The sequence below is a fragment of the Pseudonocardia sp. McavD-2-B genome (genome assembly GCF_024124365.1).
In the GTDB taxonomy this organism is placed as follows: domain Bacteria; phylum Actinomycetota; class Actinomycetes; order Mycobacteriales; family Pseudonocardiaceae; genus Pseudonocardia; species Pseudonocardia alni.
Genome location: NZ_JAMXSG010000125.1, coordinates 1 through 16,206, shown reverse-complemented (window position 1 = coordinate 16,206; position 16,206 = coordinate 1). Strand labels below are relative to the sequence as shown.

Annotated in this window: 16 protein-coding genes; 11 read left to right on the top strand and 5 right to left on the bottom strand. The window is 74.8% G+C overall.

All coding sequences use genetic code 11. The features are described from left to right. On the bottom strand, window positions 1-607 hold a 607-nt coding region (locus NH602_RS17190; RefSeq protein ID WP_253068333.1), incomplete at its 3' end, for a LacI family DNA-binding transcriptional regulator. 93 nt (window positions 608-700) lie between these two features. On the opposite strand from NH602_RS17190, the gene NH602_RS17185 reads away from it, so the two are divergent. Beyond that, window positions 701-2,353 carry a glycoside hydrolase family 13 protein gene (locus NH602_RS17185; protein WP_161152547.1) on the top strand — a complete coding sequence of 551 codons (1,653 nt, stop codon included), beginning with the start codon at window positions 701-703 and terminating at the stop codon, window positions 2,351-2,353. Between the two features lie 85 nt (window positions 2,354-2,438). On the opposite strand, the gene NH602_RS17180 is transcribed toward NH602_RS17185, so the two are convergent. After that, complete coding sequence (locus tag NH602_RS17180) at window positions 2,439-3,380, bottom strand: SDR family NAD(P)-dependent oxidoreductase (RefSeq protein ID WP_253068332.1); 942 nt, start codon at window positions 3,378-3,380, stop codon at window positions 2,439-2,441. A gap of 175 nt (window positions 3,381-3,555) precedes the next feature. Between NH602_RS17180 and NH602_RS17175 the strand changes: the two genes are divergently transcribed. The 10 genes from NH602_RS17175 (at window position 3,556) to NH602_RS17130 (ending at window position 13,368) form a co-directional block, all read left to right on the top strand. Beyond that, window positions 3,556-4,134, top strand: a complete 579-nt coding sequence (locus NH602_RS17175; protein WP_073576207.1) for a TetR/AcrR family transcriptional regulator — start codon at window positions 3,556-3,558, stop codon at window positions 4,132-4,134. Between the two features lie 88 nt (window positions 4,135-4,222). Then, the gene (locus NH602_RS17170) at window positions 4,223-4,723 is read left to right on the top strand and encodes a MarR family winged helix-turn-helix transcriptional regulator (protein WP_073576208.1); all 501 of its coding nucleotides are present in this window, start codon (window positions 4,223-4,225) and stop codon (window positions 4,721-4,723) included. A 136-nt stretch (window positions 4,724-4,859) separates the two neighbouring features. Further along, window positions 4,860-6,128 carry an FAD-dependent monooxygenase gene (locus tag NH602_RS17165; RefSeq protein ID WP_073576209.1) on the top strand — a complete coding sequence of 423 codons (1,269 nt, stop codon included), beginning with the start codon at window positions 4,860-4,862 and terminating at the stop codon, window positions 6,126-6,128. Window positions 6,129-6,140: 12 nt separating this feature from the next. Continuing rightward, a complete protein-coding gene (locus NH602_RS17160; protein WP_100879804.1) occupies window positions 6,141-7,547 on the top strand; it encodes an MFS transporter in 1,407 nt (468 codons plus the stop codon). Further along, entirely contained in the window at window positions 7,544-8,329 is a 786-nt protein-coding gene (locus tag NH602_RS17155; RefSeq protein WP_062400710.1) for a xanthine dehydrogenase family protein subunit M, read from the top strand. Before NH602_RS17160 ends, NH602_RS17155 begins: the two co-directional genes overlap by 4 nt. After that, complete coding sequence (locus NH602_RS17150) at window positions 8,322-10,676, top strand: molybdopterin cofactor-binding domain-containing protein (RefSeq protein WP_253068331.1); 2,355 nt, start codon at window positions 8,322-8,324, stop codon at window positions 10,674-10,676. Before NH602_RS17155 ends, NH602_RS17150 begins: the two co-directional genes overlap by 8 nt. Then, entirely contained in the window at window positions 10,673-11,233 is a 561-nt protein-coding gene (locus tag NH602_RS17145) for a (2Fe-2S)-binding protein (protein WP_062400706.1), read from the top strand. Before NH602_RS17150 ends, NH602_RS17145 begins: the two co-directional genes overlap by 4 nt. Next, a complete protein-coding gene (locus tag NH602_RS17140) occupies window positions 11,230-11,883 on the top strand; it encodes an isochorismatase family protein (protein WP_100879801.1) in 654 nt (217 codons plus the stop codon). The genes NH602_RS17145 and NH602_RS17140 overlap by 4 nt, the downstream gene beginning before the upstream one ends. Beyond that, window positions 11,880-12,737, top strand: a complete 858-nt coding sequence (locus tag NH602_RS17135; protein ID WP_253068330.1) for an alpha/beta fold hydrolase — start codon at window positions 11,880-11,882, stop codon at window positions 12,735-12,737. The genes NH602_RS17140 and NH602_RS17135 overlap by 4 nt, the downstream gene beginning before the upstream one ends. Before the next feature lie 145 nt (window positions 12,738-12,882). After that, complete coding sequence (locus NH602_RS17130; RefSeq protein WP_179760922.1) at window positions 12,883-13,368, top strand: hypothetical protein; 486 nt, start codon at window positions 12,883-12,885, stop codon at window positions 13,366-13,368. Window positions 13,369-13,468: 100 nt separating this feature from the next. Here NH602_RS17130 and NH602_RS17125 read toward each other — a convergent pair whose 3' ends face one another. From NH602_RS17125 to NH602_RS17115, 3 genes are all read right to left on the bottom strand, one after another. Then, complete coding sequence (locus NH602_RS17125) at window positions 13,469-14,386, bottom strand: PfkB family carbohydrate kinase (RefSeq protein WP_253068329.1); 918 nt, start codon at window positions 14,384-14,386, stop codon at window positions 13,469-13,471. Then, on the bottom strand, window positions 14,383-15,825 hold the full coding sequence (locus tag NH602_RS17120) for a cytosine permease (RefSeq protein ID WP_253068328.1): 1,443 nt from the start codon (window positions 15,823-15,825) through the stop codon (window positions 14,383-14,385). The genes NH602_RS17125 and NH602_RS17120 overlap by 4 nt, the downstream gene beginning before the upstream one ends. Window positions 15,826-15,837: 12 nt before the next feature. Then, a partial coding sequence (locus tag NH602_RS17115) for an ADP-ribosylglycohydrolase family protein (protein ID WP_253068327.1) occupies window positions 15,838-16,206 on the bottom strand: 369 nt, incomplete at its 5' end.

Below are 16,206 nucleotides of genomic sequence, written 5' to 3'. Positions count from 1 at the left end.
AGCCGTCGCGCCGGTCGGTCGTCGTGGCGCGGCCGTTGGCCTCGTCGGGGTCGAACGACACCAGCGCGACGCCGCGGTGGCCGAGCCCGAGCAGGTGCCGGACGGCGGTGCGGGCTCCGGCGCGGTCGTCGATGCCGATCCGCGGCCGTCCCGGCATGTCCCCGCCGAGCACGACGACCGGGATCCCCAGCGCGTCCAGCGCCGCGGCCTCGGTGGTGTCGATCGCCGAGGCGACGACGATCAGCCCGTCGGCGCGCCCGCGCACCGGCAGCGTCGCGAAGAAGTGCGCCCGCGCGTCCGGGTCGCCGAGGTTGTGGAGCTGGGTGACGTGCCCGGCCGCGGACAGCACGCCCTCCACCCCGGCGACGGCCTCGGCGAAGAACCAGCGGGTCGGGAAGCGGGCGAGCACGGCGACCGTCAGCGGCCGGACGGGGACGGAGTAGCCGAGGGAGGCCGCCGCCCGGCGGACGCGTTCGCGGGTGTCGTGCGAGACGGGGGTGCCCTCGCGCAGGGCGCGCGACACCGTCGCCGGGGAGACCCCGGCGAGCTCGGCGACCCGCCGGACACCCACCCGGCGTACGACCTCGCGCACCGGCTCGTCCGTCACGGGGGTCATCGTGCCCGCGCCTCGACAGCGGTTGCAACCGGATGAAACACTCTGCAACACCGCCCCGCCCCACGATCCGTACCCGGGAGCATCATGTCCGTGCACGAGCAGGACTGGTGGCGCAACGCCGTCGTCTACCAGGTCTACATCCGCAGCTTCGCCGACGGGAACGGCGACGGGACCGGTGATCTCGCCGGTCTGCGCAGCAGGCTCGACCATCTCGCCCGCCTGGGCGTCGACGCGATCTGGATCAATCCCTGGTACCCGTCGCCGCTGGCCGACGGCGGCTACGACGTGGCCGACTACCGCGCGATCAACCCGATGTTCGGCGACACCGCCCAGGCCGAGGCCCTGATCGCCGAGGCCCACGCGCGCGACATCCGGGTGCTGCTCGACATCGTCCCGAACCACCACTCCGACGAGCACGTGTGGTTCCGGCAGGCGCTGGCCGCGGGCCCCGGCTCGCCCGAGCGCGAGCGCTACCTCTTCCGCGACGGCCGCGGCGAGAACGGTGAGCTCCCGCCGAACAACTGGGAGTCGATGTTCGGCGGGCCCGCGTGGGAGCGGGTCGTGGCCCCCGACGGGACGCCGGAGCAGTGGTACCTGCACCTGTTCGACATCCGGCAGCCGGACGTGAACTGGGAGCACCCGGAGGTCCGCGCCGACTTCGAGGAGACCCTGCGCTTCTGGTTCGACCGGGGCGTGGACGGGTTCCGCGTCGACGTCGCGAACTCGATGGTGAAGGAGCCCGGGCTGCCCGACATCGTCGAGGGCGTGAACGACGCCCAGGACGGCGGCCACCCCTACCTCGACCGCGACGGCGTCCACGACATCTTCCGGTCGTGGCGCCGGATCGGCGACGCCTACGACCCGCCGCGGGTGTTCGTCGCCGAGGCCTGGGTGCCGGACCCGCAGCGCCTGGCCCGCTACCTGCGCCCGGACGAGCTGCAGACCGCGTTCAGCTTCAACTTCCTGACCGCCGCCTGGCTGGCCGAGGACCTGCGCGACAACATCGACGACGCGATCGCCGAGAACACCCGGGTCGGCGCGCCGGCGACCTGGGTGCTGTCCAACCACGACGTCTGCCGGCACCCGAGCCGGCTGGCCCGCAAGCCCGAGGCCGGGCGCGGCTGGAACCTCGACGACGTGATCGCCCTGCCCGCCGACCCCGAGCTCGGCCTGCGCCGGGCCCGCGCGGCGACGCTGCTCATGCTCGCGCTGCCCGGCACCGCGTACCTCTACCAGGGCGAGGAGCTCGGACTGCCCGAGGTCGAGGACATCCCGACCGACCGGCTCGACGACCCGACCTGGGAGCTGTCCGGGCACACGCTGCGCGGCCGCGACGGCTGCCGCGTCCCGCTGCCCTGGGCCGCGGGCGAGCCCGGCTTCGGGTTCGGCCCGTCCGGGACACCGTGGCTGCCGCAGCCGGAGGTGTTCGCCCGGCACGCGGCCGACGTGCAGGAGGCCGACCCGGAATCGGTGCTGCACCTGTACCGGGACGCCCTGGCGATCCGCCGCGCGCACCCAGCACTCGGCGGCGGCGCGCTGACCTGGCAGGAGTCGCCGGAGGGCACGCTGGCCCTGGCCCGCACCTCGGACTCCGGCGACGGCGGCTTCACCTGCCTGGTGAACGTCTCCTCGGCGCCGGTGTCGCTGCCCGAGGACGCCGAGGTGATGCTGTCCAGCGGCCCGCTCACCGCCCGCGGCGAGGTCCCCGCCGACACCGCGGTGTGGCTGCGCCACTGACCGGCGCGCCCGTCCCGGACGCCCCCAGGGGAACTCTCGTGGCTTTGAGCGCTACGAGGGTTCCCCTCGGGGCAGCCCCCCGGGGTCAGGCCACGATCGGCAGCCCGGCGAACCAGACCTCGCGCAGCGTGCGCTCGGTCCAGCGCCAGACCCGCCGCGCGGCAACCGGGTCCAGTGCGTGCGTGGCGACCCCGCCCGCCACGCCCGGCCCGGCCGGTCCCGCCTCCGCGAGCCCGGCGAAGTAGCGCCCGCTGATCCCCCCGACCAGCGGCGACGCCGCTGCCAGCACGACCGTGGCGGCCCCCTGCTCGGGGTCGGTCCCCGCCGGGCCGGGGTCGGCGGCGTTCACCGCGATCCCGTCGCCCGACCAGCGACGCGCGGCCTCGACCGCGTGCAGCAGCGCCGCGCTGCGGGAACGGGCGTGGGCGAGGTGGGCGTCGTAGCGCTCGTCGGAGAAGTGCGGGTCCTCCGGGTCGAACGCCGCGTCCCGGTGGGCGGCGGAGGTCACGGTGACCACCCGCGCGCCGTCGACCGCCGTGAGCGCCCAGTGCAGTCCCGAGGTGAGCGACGCCGGCCCGAGGTGATTGACGGCCAGGTGCAGCTCCCAGTCGTCGACGGTGCGGGTCAGCGGGGCGCCGGTGACGGCCGCGGCGTGCACGAGCATGTGCAGCGGTCCGTCCCACAGGCGCACGAAGCGGGCGATGGAGCGCTGGTCGGAGAGGTCGAGCTCGCCGACGGCGACGCGCTCGTTGCCGGTGTCGGCGACGATGCCGTCACGGGCGGCGGCACCGGCCTCGGCGTCGCGGACGGCGAGGGTGACCTCGGCCCCGGCGGCGGCCAGTGCGCGGGCGGCCGCGAGGCCGACCCCGGTGGTCGCACCGGTGACGACGGCGCGCCGGCCGGTGAGGTCGACGCCGGCGAGCACGTCGGAGGCGGTGGTCCCGGCCGGTGCGGCCGGCAGGACGACACGGGAGGTGGCGGTGGTGGACAGCGGACGGGATCGGTCGGTCGTGGAGCGGAACAGCATGGCGTGATCCCTTCTGAGCACCGGGTACGCGGTCGGTGACGTCGTCGTTGCGTCGCCGTGTCCCGGGGACAAGTAAACGGAGGATCCTCCGTATGACTCGGGACTCTATCCGGAGCATCCTCCGGATCGCAAGACGTATCGTGGGATCGTCAGTCCCACCCGAGGAGGCACCGCCATGGGCACCAGCACACGTTCCGGCCTGCGTGCGGACGCCGCGCGCAACCGTGAGCTGCTGCTGGCCGCGGCCGTGCGCGCGTTCACCGCGGAGAGCCGTGGCGGCCCCGCCACGACCCTCGACGGCATCGCGAAGGACGCCGGCGTCGGCATCGGCACGCTCTACCGGCACTTCCCGAACCGGGACTCCCTGGTCGAGGCCGTGTACCGCAACGAGCTCGACCGGCTCTGCGCCGCCGCCGAACAGCTGCGCACCGAGCTGCCCGCGGACCGGGCACTGCGGGCCTGGATGGACCGCTTCGTCGACTACGTGATCACCAAGAAGCACCTCGCGGACTCGCTGCACGCACTCGTGGCCTGCGGGCACAACCCGTTCGCGCAGAGCCGCGAGCGGATGGTCGAGGCGGTCCGCCTGCTCCAGAAGGCAGGCATCGCCGACGGCACCCTGCGTGCCGACGTCGACGCCGCGGACGTGCTCGTCGGCACCAGCGGGATCTGCATGGCCGTCGCCGACCCGCAGGGCCGCGAGCAGGCCGGACGCCTGCTGGACCTGCTCGTCGACGGCCTGCGCCCGCGCTGAGCCCCGGCCCGGCCACCCCGCGTGATCGTCCGGACACGTAGGATCTCCCGCGGACGAGGGCCCCGGCCCGGACGAGCACGGAGGCATGATGGGTGAGCTGTTGCGCGGCGGAACAGGCGTCGCACCCGCTCCCCCGGCCGACCTCGTCGCCGCCCCCGGCTACGGGGCGCGCCGGATGTACCAGGCCTACCTCGCCGCCTGGAGCCGTCACGTCGACCCGGTGCTGACCGGCCCGCAGTTCGCGGTGCTCTCGGCGATCCGTGCCTACCCGGAGTCCGACCAGAGCTCGTTGGCCGGCGCCGTCGCCCTCGACACCTCGACGATGGCCGACGTCTGCCGCCGGATGGAGCGCCGCGGACTGATCGAGCGCACCGAGTCCCCCCGCGACGCCCGGCGCAAGATCCTCTCCCTCACCGACGACGGCGCAGCCGCCCTCGTCGAGGTCACCCGCCGGACCCGGCGCCTGGACGCGGAGCTACTGGCCGCGGTGCCCGACGACCGGCGCTCGGAGATCGCCGGTCTGCTCAACACCCTCGGCGCCCACTGGGAGGCGGTCGCGGAGCGGACGTCGTTGCCCGGCAACGACTGAGCCCGGCCGCCCGGGTTACGTCCCGGTTTCCCTTCCGGGTCGTTCGCACGAAAACCTTGCGTATCCGGATAGTACGTGCTCGGATTACTTCTCGTGCGGGCCACGTCACAGGCCCGACGGACGCGAGGAGGTAGTCGTGGCACCCAGCCAGTCCCTGGAGATCACCATCACGGGCGGCGGTCTCGGCGGGCTGACCGCCGCACTGGCCCTGCGCCGTCAGGGCTTCCGGGCCACCGTGCTGGAGGCCGCGCCGCAGCTCGGCGAGGTCGGTGCCGGCATCCAGACCGCCCCCAACGCCAGCCGGATCCTGTTCGGCCTGGGGCTGCGCCGGTCGCTGGAGCGGATCCACACCGCCCCGCAGGACCAGGTGCGGCGCCGCTGGGCCGACGGCTCGATCATCGCCCAGCTCCCGCTCGGGCAGCAGGTCGTCGACACCTACGGCGCCCCGTACTGGCACTACCACCGCGCCGACCTGCACCGGATCCTGCTCGAGGCCTGCCTCGACCCGGACGGCCCCGGCCCCGCGGTCACCGTGCACACCGACGCGAAGGTCGTCGAGCTCGACCGCACCGACCCGGACCGCCCGGTCGCCGTCACCGCGCGCGGGCTGCGCGTCGCGGGCGACGTGCTGGTCGGCGCGGACGGCATCCGGTCCGGTGTCCGCGACCTCGCCGGGTTCGACGACACCCTCGTCTTCTCCGGCGAGATGGCCTACCGCGCCCTGATCCCCGGCGAGCTGATCGCCGCGGACCCGGCGACCCGGTTCCTGCTCGACCGCTACCACTCCACGATCTGGTACGGCCCCGGCAAGCACCTGGTGCACTACATGATCCGCCACGGCGAGTACCTCAACGTCGTCGCGATCGTGCCCTGCACCGAGCAGGTCGAGCGCGACTGGAGCGCCCCGGCGACCGCCGAGGACCTCGTCGCCGACTTCGCCGACTGGGACGACCGCGTCCCGGCGATGCTGTCCAAGGCCAAGGACGACGTCTCGGTGTGGGCGCTCCACCGCCGCCGCCGCGATCCGGTCTGGATCGACGGCCGGGTCGCCCTGCTCGGCGACGCCTGCCACGCCATGCTCCCCTACCAGGCCCAGGGCGCCTCCCAGGCGATGGAGGACGCCGCCGTGCTGGCCGAGGAGCTCGGCGCGGTCGGCCGCGGCGGGATCGACACCGCGCTCGCCCGCTACGTGCAGCGCCGCGCCAAGCACGCGGGCGTCGTGCAGGACGCCTCGCTGCAGAACATGGACTTCTACCACCTGCCCGACGGCCCCGAGCAGCGCGAACGCGACGAGAAGCTGCGCCGCTTCCAGGGCGAGTCCGACGTGTCGTACGACTGGCTGTGGCGGGGCTCCCCGCTGAACGACCCGGACGACGAGTCCGTCACCTACCCCTTCGCCCGATAGAGGAGCACCGACATGCGTACCGGAGACCAGGTCGTCCAGGACCTGCCCTGGCGCTGGGGCGTCCAGGGGAAGATCTTCCTCATCGGCGGCCTCGGCTACATGTTCGACGCCTGGGACGTCGCCCTCAACGGCTTCCTCACCCCGCTGCTCGGCGTCGAGTTCGACCTCTCGACCGGCCAGCGCGGCCTCGTCGCGACGGCCAACCTCATCGGCATGGCCGTCGGCGCCGTCGCGTTCGGCACGATCGCCGACCGGATGGGCCGCAAGCGGGTCTTCAGCATCACCCTGCTGATCTTCGCCCTGTTCTCGGTGCTCGGCGCCTTCTCCCCCAGCTGGGAGATCTTCCTGGCGCTGCGCTTCCTGGCCGGCATCGGGCTCGGCGGCTGCATCCCGGTCGACTACGCGATCGTCAGCGAGTTCTCACCCCGGCGCTACCGGGGCAAGGTGCTCGCCGCGATGGACGGCTGGTGGCCGGTCGGCACCACCCTCGCCGGGCTCTCGGCGACGCTGCTCGTGCCGGTCGAGGGCAACTGGCGCTGGATGCTCGCGCTGATGGTGCTGCCCGCGCTGCTGCTGTTCTGGATCCGCCGCGGTGTCCCGGAGTCCCCGATCTACCTGGCCCGCACCGGCCGCGAGGCCGAGGCCCGCACCGTCATCGACGACATGGTCCGCCGCACCGGCGCCCCGGTGGAGCAGTACGCGATCACCGCCGCCGCACCGGAACCGACCACCTCGCGGCGCCGCGGTCTCGGCGCGCTGGGCGAGCAGCTGAGGATGGTGTGGGCGTTCAACCCGCGCATCACCGGCGTCGCGTGGTCGCTGTTCATCACCGTCATGGTCGTCTACTACGCCGCACTGTCCTGGATGCCGTCGATCCTGCGCGCCCAGGGCATGGGCGAGGTCGCCGCGTTCGCCTCCACCACCGTCATGAACGCGGTCGGCATCCTCGGTGTCATCACCTCGGTGCTGCTGGTCGAGGTCGTCGGCCGCAAGTGGGTCATCGGCGTCGCCGGTCCGTGCGCCGCGCTGTCGCTGGTCGTGTTCTCGCTGGTCATGGGCTCGCCGACGGCGGCGGTCGCGATGATCGCGGTGTTCGGGTTCTTCGCCCTGGTCGTCATCCCGGTGATGTACGCCTACGTCTCCGAGCTCTACCCGACCGAGCTGCGCGCCTCGGGCTTCGGCTGGGCGTCGTCGTCGAGCCGGGCGGTCACCGGGTTCGTCCCGCTGATCTTCGGCAGCCTGCTGTGGCCGGTGCTGGGCCTGCCGCTGACCTTCACCCTGATGGCGCTGCTCGTGTTCGCCGCCGTGACGTTCATGGCCCTCGGCGCCCCCGAGACCCGCGGCCGCGAGCTGGACCGCATCACCGGCGACGAGCAGACCCTCGACGCACCGGCCGTGGAGCGGGTGGAGAAGGCGTGAAGCCCGCCGCGTTCACCTACCACCGGGCGTCGTCGGTGCGCGGGGCGGTCGACCTGCTGACCGAGCTGGCCGACGACGAGCCCAAGCTGCTCGCCGGCGGGCAGAGCCTGGTCGCGATGATGAACTACCGGATGGCCCGGCCCGGGCACCTGATCGACCTCACCCACGTGCCGGGCCTGGCCGGCATCCACCACGCCGACGGGGCACTCCGGATCGGCGCGCTCACCACCCACCGGGCCGTCGAGCGGGCCGACCTCGGGCCGGACTTCGCGGTCCTGTCGGCCGCGATGCGCTGGGTCGGGCACCTGCCCATCCGCACCCGCGGCACCGTCGGCGGGTCGATCGCGCACGGCGACGCCACCGCCGAGTGGTGCCTGCTGGCCGTCCTCCTCGACGCCGTCGTCGTCGCCGAGGGGCCGGGCGGGCGTCGGGAGGTCCGGGCGCGGGAGTTCTTCCTCGGCCCGTTCACCACCGCCCTGGACCCCGACGAGGTGATCGTGGAGATCGTCTTCCCCCGTCCCGCGCCACGCGCGGCGCTCACCGAGTACGCCGACCGCCGTGGCGACTTCGCCGTCGTCGCGGCGGGGGTGGACCTGGGCACCGGGGAGGTCGTGCTCGGCGGGGTCGGCGCCGTCCCGGTGCTGGTGCCCGACGCCGGCACGCCGGCCGAGGTCGCCGACGGTCTGGAGCTGCGCGACGAGGCCGGGATCCCCGCGGAGTACCGCCGCGGGCTGGTCCGCACCCTCGTCGCCCGGGCCCGCGAGGAGGCCGCCCGTGGCTGAGCCCGGATTCCGCCGCGACGGCAGCTGGGTCGGCGCGTCCGTCCCGCGCCGGGAGGACCCGCGGCTGCTCACCGGCCGCGGCCGCTTCGTCGACGACATCACCCTGCCCCGGATGTTGCACGCGGCGTTCGTGCGCAGCTCCGAGGCGCACGCCCGGGTGGTCGACGTCGACCTGTCCGAGGTCCGGCAGGTGCCCGGCGTCGTCGCCGCGTTCGACGCCGCGGACCTCGCCCTCGGCGACATCACCGCGCTCCTCGACCGGCCGGTCGAGGAGTTCGTCCCCACCTCGATGCCGGTGCTGGCCGGCGACAAGGTCCGCTACGTCGGCGAGCCCCTGGCCGTCGTGATCGCCACCGACCCCTACGCCGCCGAGGACGGGGTGGAGGCCGCCGTCGTCGAGCTCGACCCGCTCGACCCGGTGGTGACCGAGGCCGCCGCGCTGGCCGCGGCCGGTCCCCCGGTGCACGACGAGGCCCCCGGCAACGTGCTCGTCGACGTGTCGCTGTTCGCCACCGAGGGCATCGACGGCATCTTCGACGAGGCGCACACGGTGGTCACCGTGGAGGCCCGCACCGGGCGGCAGAACGCGCTGCCGCTGGAGACCCGCGGCGTCGTCGCCGACTGGGACGACCGCGACGAGCAGCTGGTGGTGCGCACCTGCACCCAGGTCCCGCACCAGGTGCGCACGGTCCTGGCCCGCTGCGCCGGGCTCGACGAGAAGCAGGTCCGGGTCGTCGTGCCGGACATGGGCGGCGGGTTCGGGCAGAAGTGCGTCGTCGGCCGGGAGGAGATCGCCGCCGCGGCCGCCGCGCGGCGCCTCCGCCGTCCGGTGAAGTGGATCGAGGACCGGCGCGAGGCGCTGACCGCGAGCTTCCTGGCCCGCGAGCAGCACTACACCGCCCGCGCCGCATTCACCGCCGACGGGGAGATCCTCGCCCTGGAGTCCGACGTCGTCTGCGACATGGGCGCCTACTCCTGCTACCCGTTCACGGCCGGGATCGAGCCGCTGATGGCCTCGGCGGAGATGCCCGGCGTCTACCGGGTCCCCGCCTACCGGGTGCGCGGGCGCGCGGTCACCACGAACAAGGCGCCGACCGCGCCGTACCGCGGGGTGTCCCGGCCGCAGTACGTGATGGTGATGGAGCGGCTGATGGAGCGCGCCGCCCGCGAGCTCGGGCTCGACGCGCTGGACGTCCGCCGGCGCAACCTGATCACCGAGTTCCCCTACCGCGGGGTCAACGCCATCACCTACGACCCGGGCTCCTACCGGGAGTCCCTCGACCTGTGCGAGCAGGTGCTGCGCGACGAGGGCTGGCCCGGGCGCACCCTGCCCGACGGCCGGGTGCTGGGCATCGGCTACTCCTGCTTCTCCGAGCGCACCGGCTACGGCTCCGGCGCGTTCGCGGCGCGGAAGATGCAGGTCGTCCCCGGGTTCGACCTGTCCCAGATCACGATGGACCTCGACGGCACGGTCACCGTCACCACCGGCACGCTGTCGCACGGCCAGAGCCACGAGACGACCTTCGCCCAGATCGTCGCCGACCGGCTCGGCCTGCCCTACGACAAGGTCAAGATCGTCCAGGGCGACACCGACCGGATCACCTATGGCTGGGGCTCGTTCGCGTCCCGCTCGGTGACGATCGGCGGGTCCGCGGCGGCCGCGGCGGCGGTGAAGCTGGGCGACCAGCTGCGCGCGCTGGCCGCCCACCTGGCCGACGCCGACGTGGACTCGGCCGAGCTCGACGGCCGCGGCGGGGTGCGCGCCGGAGACCGCACGTTCTCCTACGCCGAGCTGGCCGACGTCGCCTACCTGCGCGCGCACCTGCTGCCCAAGGAGGTCGGGCCGGGCCTGACCGCGACGGCGAGCTTCGACGTCGGCGGCGACGGCACGTTCTCCAACGCCACCCACGGCTGCGTCGTCGCGCTCGACCCGGGCACCGGCGGCGTGGAGATCCTGCGCTACGTCTGCGTCGAGGACTGCGGCGTCGCCATCCACCCGCGCGTCGTCGAGGGGCAGGCCCGCGGCGGCATCGCCCAGGGCATCGCCGGGGCGCTGTTCGAGCAGGTCGTCTACGACGAGCTCGGCCAGCCGCTCGCGCCGAGCTTCATGGAGTACAAGGTCCCGACCGCCGCCGAGATCCCGGACGTGCGGATCGAGCACCTCGAGACGCCGTGCGCGTTCACCGCCGACGGCGCGAAGGGTGCGGGTGAGGGCGGGACCATCGGCGCGCCCGCGGCCGTGCTCAACGCCGTCAACGACGCGCTGCGCCCCACCGGCGTCGAGCTGGACTCCACCCCACTGTCGCGCGCGGACCTGTTCGCCGCGCTGAACCGGGAGGCACCGTGACCGACATCCAGCTGGTCGAGCTGACCGTCAACGGGGAGCGTCACGAGCTGGCGATCCCACCGCGCCGCACGCTGGCCGACGTGCTCCGCCACGACCTGGGGCTGACCGGCACCCACGTCGGCTGCGAGCACGGCATCTGCGGGGCGTGCACCGTGCTCGTCGACGACGCGCCCGCCCGCGCCTGCCTGCTGTTCGCCGTGCAGGTGGAGAACGCCGCGATCCGCACGGTCGAGTCGCTGTCCGGGCCCGACGGCGGGCTGTCGGACCTGCAGCAGTGCTTCGGCGAGCACCACGGGCTGCAGTGCGGGTTCTGCACGCCCGGGTTCCTGATGCTGGCCGAGGGCTACCTCGCCGAGGAGCCCGACGCGAGCCGCGAGGAGATCCGCGAGGTCGTGGCGTCGAACCTGTGCCGGTGCACCGGCTACCAGACCATCGTCGACGCCGTGGAGGACTGCGCGGGCCGCCGCCGCGCCGCGCTGCAGTCCGCACTGGACTCCGCCCCGCAGCACGCGACACAGTCCGCACCGCAGTCCGCACTGGACGGAGCATCCGCATGAGCCCGAACCCCACCGGTCTGCACGGGGCCGGTACCGACGCGACCTACGCGACCGCCGGGTTCGGCGCCGCCGCCCGGCGCGGGACCCGGCCCGCGGTCGTCGTCGTGGACCTGACGGTCGGGTTCACCGACCCCGCGCTGCCCACCGGCAGCGAACTGTCCGAGGTCGTCGCCGCGACCTCGACGCTGGTCGAGGCGGCCCGCACGCTCGGCGCGCCGGTGGTGTGGACGACGATCGCCTACACCCCCGCCGAGCTCGACACCCTGCCCTGGCTGGTGAAGGCGCCCGGGATGCGTTCGCTGGTCGAGGGCTCGGCCGCCGTCGGCTTCGACCCCCGGCTCGACGTCCGCGGCACCGACCACACGCTCACCAAGAAGGGCGCGTCGGCGTTCTTCGACACCGGGCTCGCGACCCTGCTCCGGTCGTCCGGTGTGGACACCGTGCTCGTGTGCGGGGCCACCACCTCGGGCTGCGTCCGCGCGAGCGCCGTCGACGCCGTCCAGTCCGGGTTCGGTGTGCTGGTGCCGCGGGACTGCGTCGGCGACCGCGCGGCCGGGCCGCACGAGGCGAACCTGTTCGACATCCACGCGAAGTACGGCGACGTGGTCGGTCTCGACGACGCGCTCGCCTACCTGAAGGGACTCCTGTGACCGTCACGTCCACCCTGGTCCGGCAGGTCCGCCAGGACGCGCTCGCCGACCTCGCCGACGTCCCCGCCGTGTCCCGCTGGGCCCGGCACGGCGACGTCGCGCTGCACGCCCTCGACTACGGCGGCGACGGCGTCCCCGTCCTGGTCCTGCCCGGCATCACCAGCCCGGCGGTGACGATGGACTTCGTCGCCCGCGAGCTCGTCGACCTGTGCCGCCCGGTGGTGCTCGACGTCCGCGGCCGCGGGCTGTCCGGCAGCGGCACCTCGTGGACCCTCGACGACTACGCCGGCGACGTCCTGGCGGTGCTCGACGCGCTGGAGCTCGGCCCCGACACCATCCTGTTCGGGCACTCGATGGGCGCCCGGATCGCCGCCGTCGCCGCGACGCGCCGGCCCGTCGGCGGCGCCGTGCTCGTCGATCCGCCGCTGTCCGGCCCCGGCCGCGCGCCGTACCCGACGACGCTGGAGGCGTTCCTGGGCCAGCTGCACGAGGCGCAGCGCGGCACCGACGCCGACGGGGTCGCCCGGTCCTGGCCGCGCTGGCCACGCCGCGAGCAGGAGCTGCGCGCGCGCTGGCTGTCCTCCTGCGACGAGGCCGCGATCGCCGCGACGCACGCCGGGTTCGAGTCCGAGGACTTCTTCGACGCGTGGCCGCACGTCCCGGCGCCGGTGACCCTGCTCCACGGCGCGGACTCCCCCGTCGTGCCCGCGTCCGGGGTCGCCGAGATCGCCGCCGCCCGGCCCGACGCCCGGCTCGTCGCCGTCCCGGACGCCGGGCACATGGTGTTCTGGGACAACCCGGCCGAGGCGCTGGGGCTGCTGCGCACGATGCTCACCGGGCTCCTCAGGGGCTGACCCCGCCCTGCCCGCCCCGCACCGGCTCCCGGGATCGGTCCCGCCCGGCCGGGGCCGGCCCCCCTCCTCCGGCGCCCGACCGGTCCCGCCCAGCCGGGGCCGGGCCGGCGCGGCACGATGATCGGCGCGGGCCTACCGTCTCGGTGTGCAACCGTGCCCGCGCCCGACCACGTCCCTGCTGCGGGCGGCCACCCTGCTGGTGGCCGCCCTGCTCCTCGCCGGCTGCTCCGCCGGCCGCCCCGCCGCCTCGTCGGCGCAGGACACCGAGCCCTGGCCGGGACAGACCGCCTCGGAGCGCGTCGGCGCCCCGGGGCTGGAGGCGCTGCGGACCAAGTTCCGCTTCTACGCCCAGGACCCCTGCTGGTCGAGCGACCCGGCGACGGTCTTCCCGCGCTGCGGCCGGTTCACCACCGAGATCCGCAACGCCCTGCCCCAGGTCCGCCAGGACGCACCGGCCGCGGCCGCGCAGGCCGACCTCGTCGGGAAGGCGCTCGACGACTTCGCCGCGAAGGGCTGCCAGGCCGACCCGGGCACCCTCGCCGAGGGCGACGCCGCCGTCTGCGGCCCGGCCTTCCACGCGGTCCAGGAGACCGCCCAGGGCATGGCGACGGCCGCCGGCGCCGGGACCTGAGGGCCCTGCCCGTCCATGATCACCGGTTGTGGAGTCCGGAGTGCACTCGACGACCTCTGCGCTCCACAACCGGTGATCATGAACCGGTGGAGTCGCAGCGTCACCCCGCGGCGGCCCCGGCGAGGAACGCGTCGAGCTCCGCCCGGGTCGGCGCGGTGGCCGGCCCGTACCGGGTGACCGCGAGCGCCGCGGCCGCACCCGCCCGCGCGACCGCCTCGGACCATGCCGTGCCGCGCAGCAGCTCCGCGGCCAGGACCCCGCAGTGGGCGTCCCCGGCCCCGTTGGTGTCGACGGCGTCGACCACCGGCGCCGGGACGGCCTCCACCGCCCCGTCGCGGACGACCACGCAGCCCGCGGCACCGTCGCGGACGACCACGGCCGCGTCGTCGCGCAACCGCCGGGCCAGGGCCCCGGCGGCACGCGCCGCGGTCGGCTCCCCGGTGAGCAGCCGCGCCTCCCGCGCGTTGGTGCTCAGCACCCCGGTGGCGGCGAGCATCCGCTCCCACAGCGCGTCCGGCACGTCCGTGACCAGGGGCCCCGGATCGAGCAGGACCGTCGCCGAGGACTCCTCGGCCGCGGCGACCAGCGACGCGGCCTTGTCCGGGACGAGCAGGCTGTAGCCGGAGACGTAGAGCACGTCGTCGGCGGTGGTCGCCGGGAGCCCGGCGGGCGGCGCGGTCTCGACCCCGCTGCCGGTCACGAAGGTCCGTTCCCCGGACGGGTCGACCAGGGTCACGCAGACGCCGGTGTCGCCGCCGGGATCGGGCGGCGCGGTCGCCGTGACACCCTCCGCGGCCAGCGCGGCCCGCACGAGGTCACCGTGCGGACCGGTGCCGTGGCCGCCGGCGTAGAGAACCTCGGCCCCGGCCCGGGCGGCCGCGGCGACGACGTTGAACCCGCCGCCGGGCAGCATCGTCGTGCCGGTGGCGAGCACGTCGCCGCCGGGCGGGGGCAGCGCGGGCACCCGCATGACCAGGTCGACCAGGACCTGTCCGGAGTGGACGAGCCTGCCGGTCACCGCTGCTCCCGGGCCCCGCCCAGCGCGGCGTACACCCCGGCGGCGACGACGAAGGTGATCACCCAGGCCAGCCCGTTCTCGCCGAACCAGGTGCCGGCCAGCGGCCCGGTGAACCACGGCTCGGCCGACGGCCCGACGGTGGCGAACAGGTAGCCGACGACGATCGCCAGCGCCCAGGCCGCCGTCGCCCGCGGCTCGATCCCGCCGCGGTACCAGTAGCCGCTGCCGCGCGAGGTGTCCATCAGGGCCACCGGGTCGTAGTGGCGGCGACGCAGCATGTCGACGGCGAACACCCCGACCCACGCGGTGATCGGGACGGCGAGGGCGCTGATGAAGGCGATGAACGGCGGGTAGAACCCGTCGGCGATCAGCATGAAGTAGATCGCGCCGGCGAAGGTCACCAGCACGTCGACGACGACGGCGTACACCCGCGGCAGCCGCACGCCCAGGGTCAGGGTGGTCAGCCCGGCCGAGTAGACCGACAGGTGGTTGGACAGCAGCAGCCCGCCGAACGCGGCGACCAGGTACGGGATCGCCATCCACGCGGGGAGCAGGTCGCGGATCGCGGCGACCGGGTCGTCGGCGGTGGCCAGGGTCGGGTCCCCGGCGGCGAGCAGGCTGCCCAGCGAGATCAGCAGGACCAGCGGGATGCCCGCGCCGGCCGCGGCCGAGGCGACCAGCGACCCGGCGCGCACCGACGGGGACTGGTAGCGGGACATGTCGGCCGAGGCGTTGGCCCAGCCGATGCCGGTGCCGGCGGCGATCACCCCGACCGCGGCGACGACCGCACCCGACGGCGCGGGGGCGGCCGCGGCGACCGCGGCCCAGTCGACGGTGGCGACCAGGAACCCGCCGACGACGATGTTCAGCGCACCGAACACCCAGGTCGCCCAGCGCTGCACCGCCACGAGCACCGCGTGCCCCAGCCCGGCGACGAGCACCGTGCACAGCACGAACACCGCGATGCAGGCGATCGTGATCACCGGGTGGTCCTTCGCCGACGGGCTGGTGCCCGCGACGATCGTGACCAGCGACAGCAACGCGAACGCGGCCGTGGTGGTGTTCACCGTCTCCCAGCCCAGCCGCGACAGCAGTGACACCAGGGTCGGTCCGATGTTGCCGCGGGCGCCGAACACCGCGCGCGACAGGGTCAGGCCGGGCGCCCCGCCGCGCCGACCGGCGATCGACACCGCGCCGACGATCGCGAACGACCCGACGCTGCCGAGCACCGCGGCGAGCACGGCCTGGGTGATGTTGAGCCCGGACGCGACCAGCGTCGCGCCCAGCGGGAGGCCGAGGATGGAGATGTTGGCGGCGAACCAGACCCAGAAGAGCTGGCCCGGGCGGCCGTGCCGCTCGGCGACCGGGACGGGTTCGATGCCCCGGGTCTCGAGCGTCCCGTTCCCGGCGGTGCCGGTGTCGGTCGTACTGGTGGCCATGGCGGCCTCCTGTCAGGAGGGAAGGCGGAGGCGGAGCAGCCCCTCGACCACGTCGTCGAGGGGGTCGAGCAGGGGCGCGTTGACCCGGCGGACGGTGCCGACGAGGTCGGCGGGCAGTGCGGCGGCGCCGTGCACCGCCCCGAGGACCGCGCCGCAGATCGCGGCGACGGTGTCGGTGTCACCACCCAGCGAGGCGGCGGTGACCAGCGCGGCCCGCGGGTCGTCGCCGAGGGCGGCGGCGAGCCCGAGGGCGGCGACGACGGACTCGGTCGCGGTGACCGAGGTGCCGACGACGGCGACGAGGGTGTCGGCGAGCGCGGCCCGGCCGAGCCCGGGCAGAACCCGGAACGCGACGTCGAGGCGGGCGGCGACGTCGGCGCC

What these genes read in the sequence shown, in the direction of transcription:
- NH602_RS17140 (WP_100879801.1), top strand. Translation starts at nt 11,230, where the DNA reads ATGAGCCCGAACCCCACCGGTCTGCACGGGGCCGGTACCGACGCGACC.
- NH602_RS17180 (WP_253068332.1), bottom strand. Translation starts at nt 3,380, where the DNA reads ATGCTGTTCCGCTCCACGACCGACCGATCCCGTCCGCTGTCCACCACC.
- NH602_RS17170 (WP_073576208.1), top strand. Translation starts at nt 4,223, where the DNA reads ATGGGTGAGCTGTTGCGCGGCGGAACAGGCGTCGCACCCGCTCCCCCG.
- NH602_RS17120 (WP_253068328.1), bottom strand. Translation starts at nt 15,825, where the DNA reads ATGGCCACCAGTACGACCGACACCGGCACCGCCGGGAACGGGACGCTC.
- NH602_RS17160 (WP_100879804.1), top strand. Translation starts at nt 6,141, where the DNA reads ATGCGTACCGGAGACCAGGTCGTCCAGGACCTGCCCTGGCGCTGGGGC.
- NH602_RS17175 (WP_073576207.1), top strand. Translation starts at nt 3,556, where the DNA reads ATGGGCACCAGCACACGTTCCGGCCTGCGTGCGGACGCCGCGCGCAAC.
- NH602_RS17185 (WP_161152547.1), top strand. Translation starts at nt 701, where the DNA reads ATGTCCGTGCACGAGCAGGACTGGTGGCGCAACGCCGTCGTCTACCAG.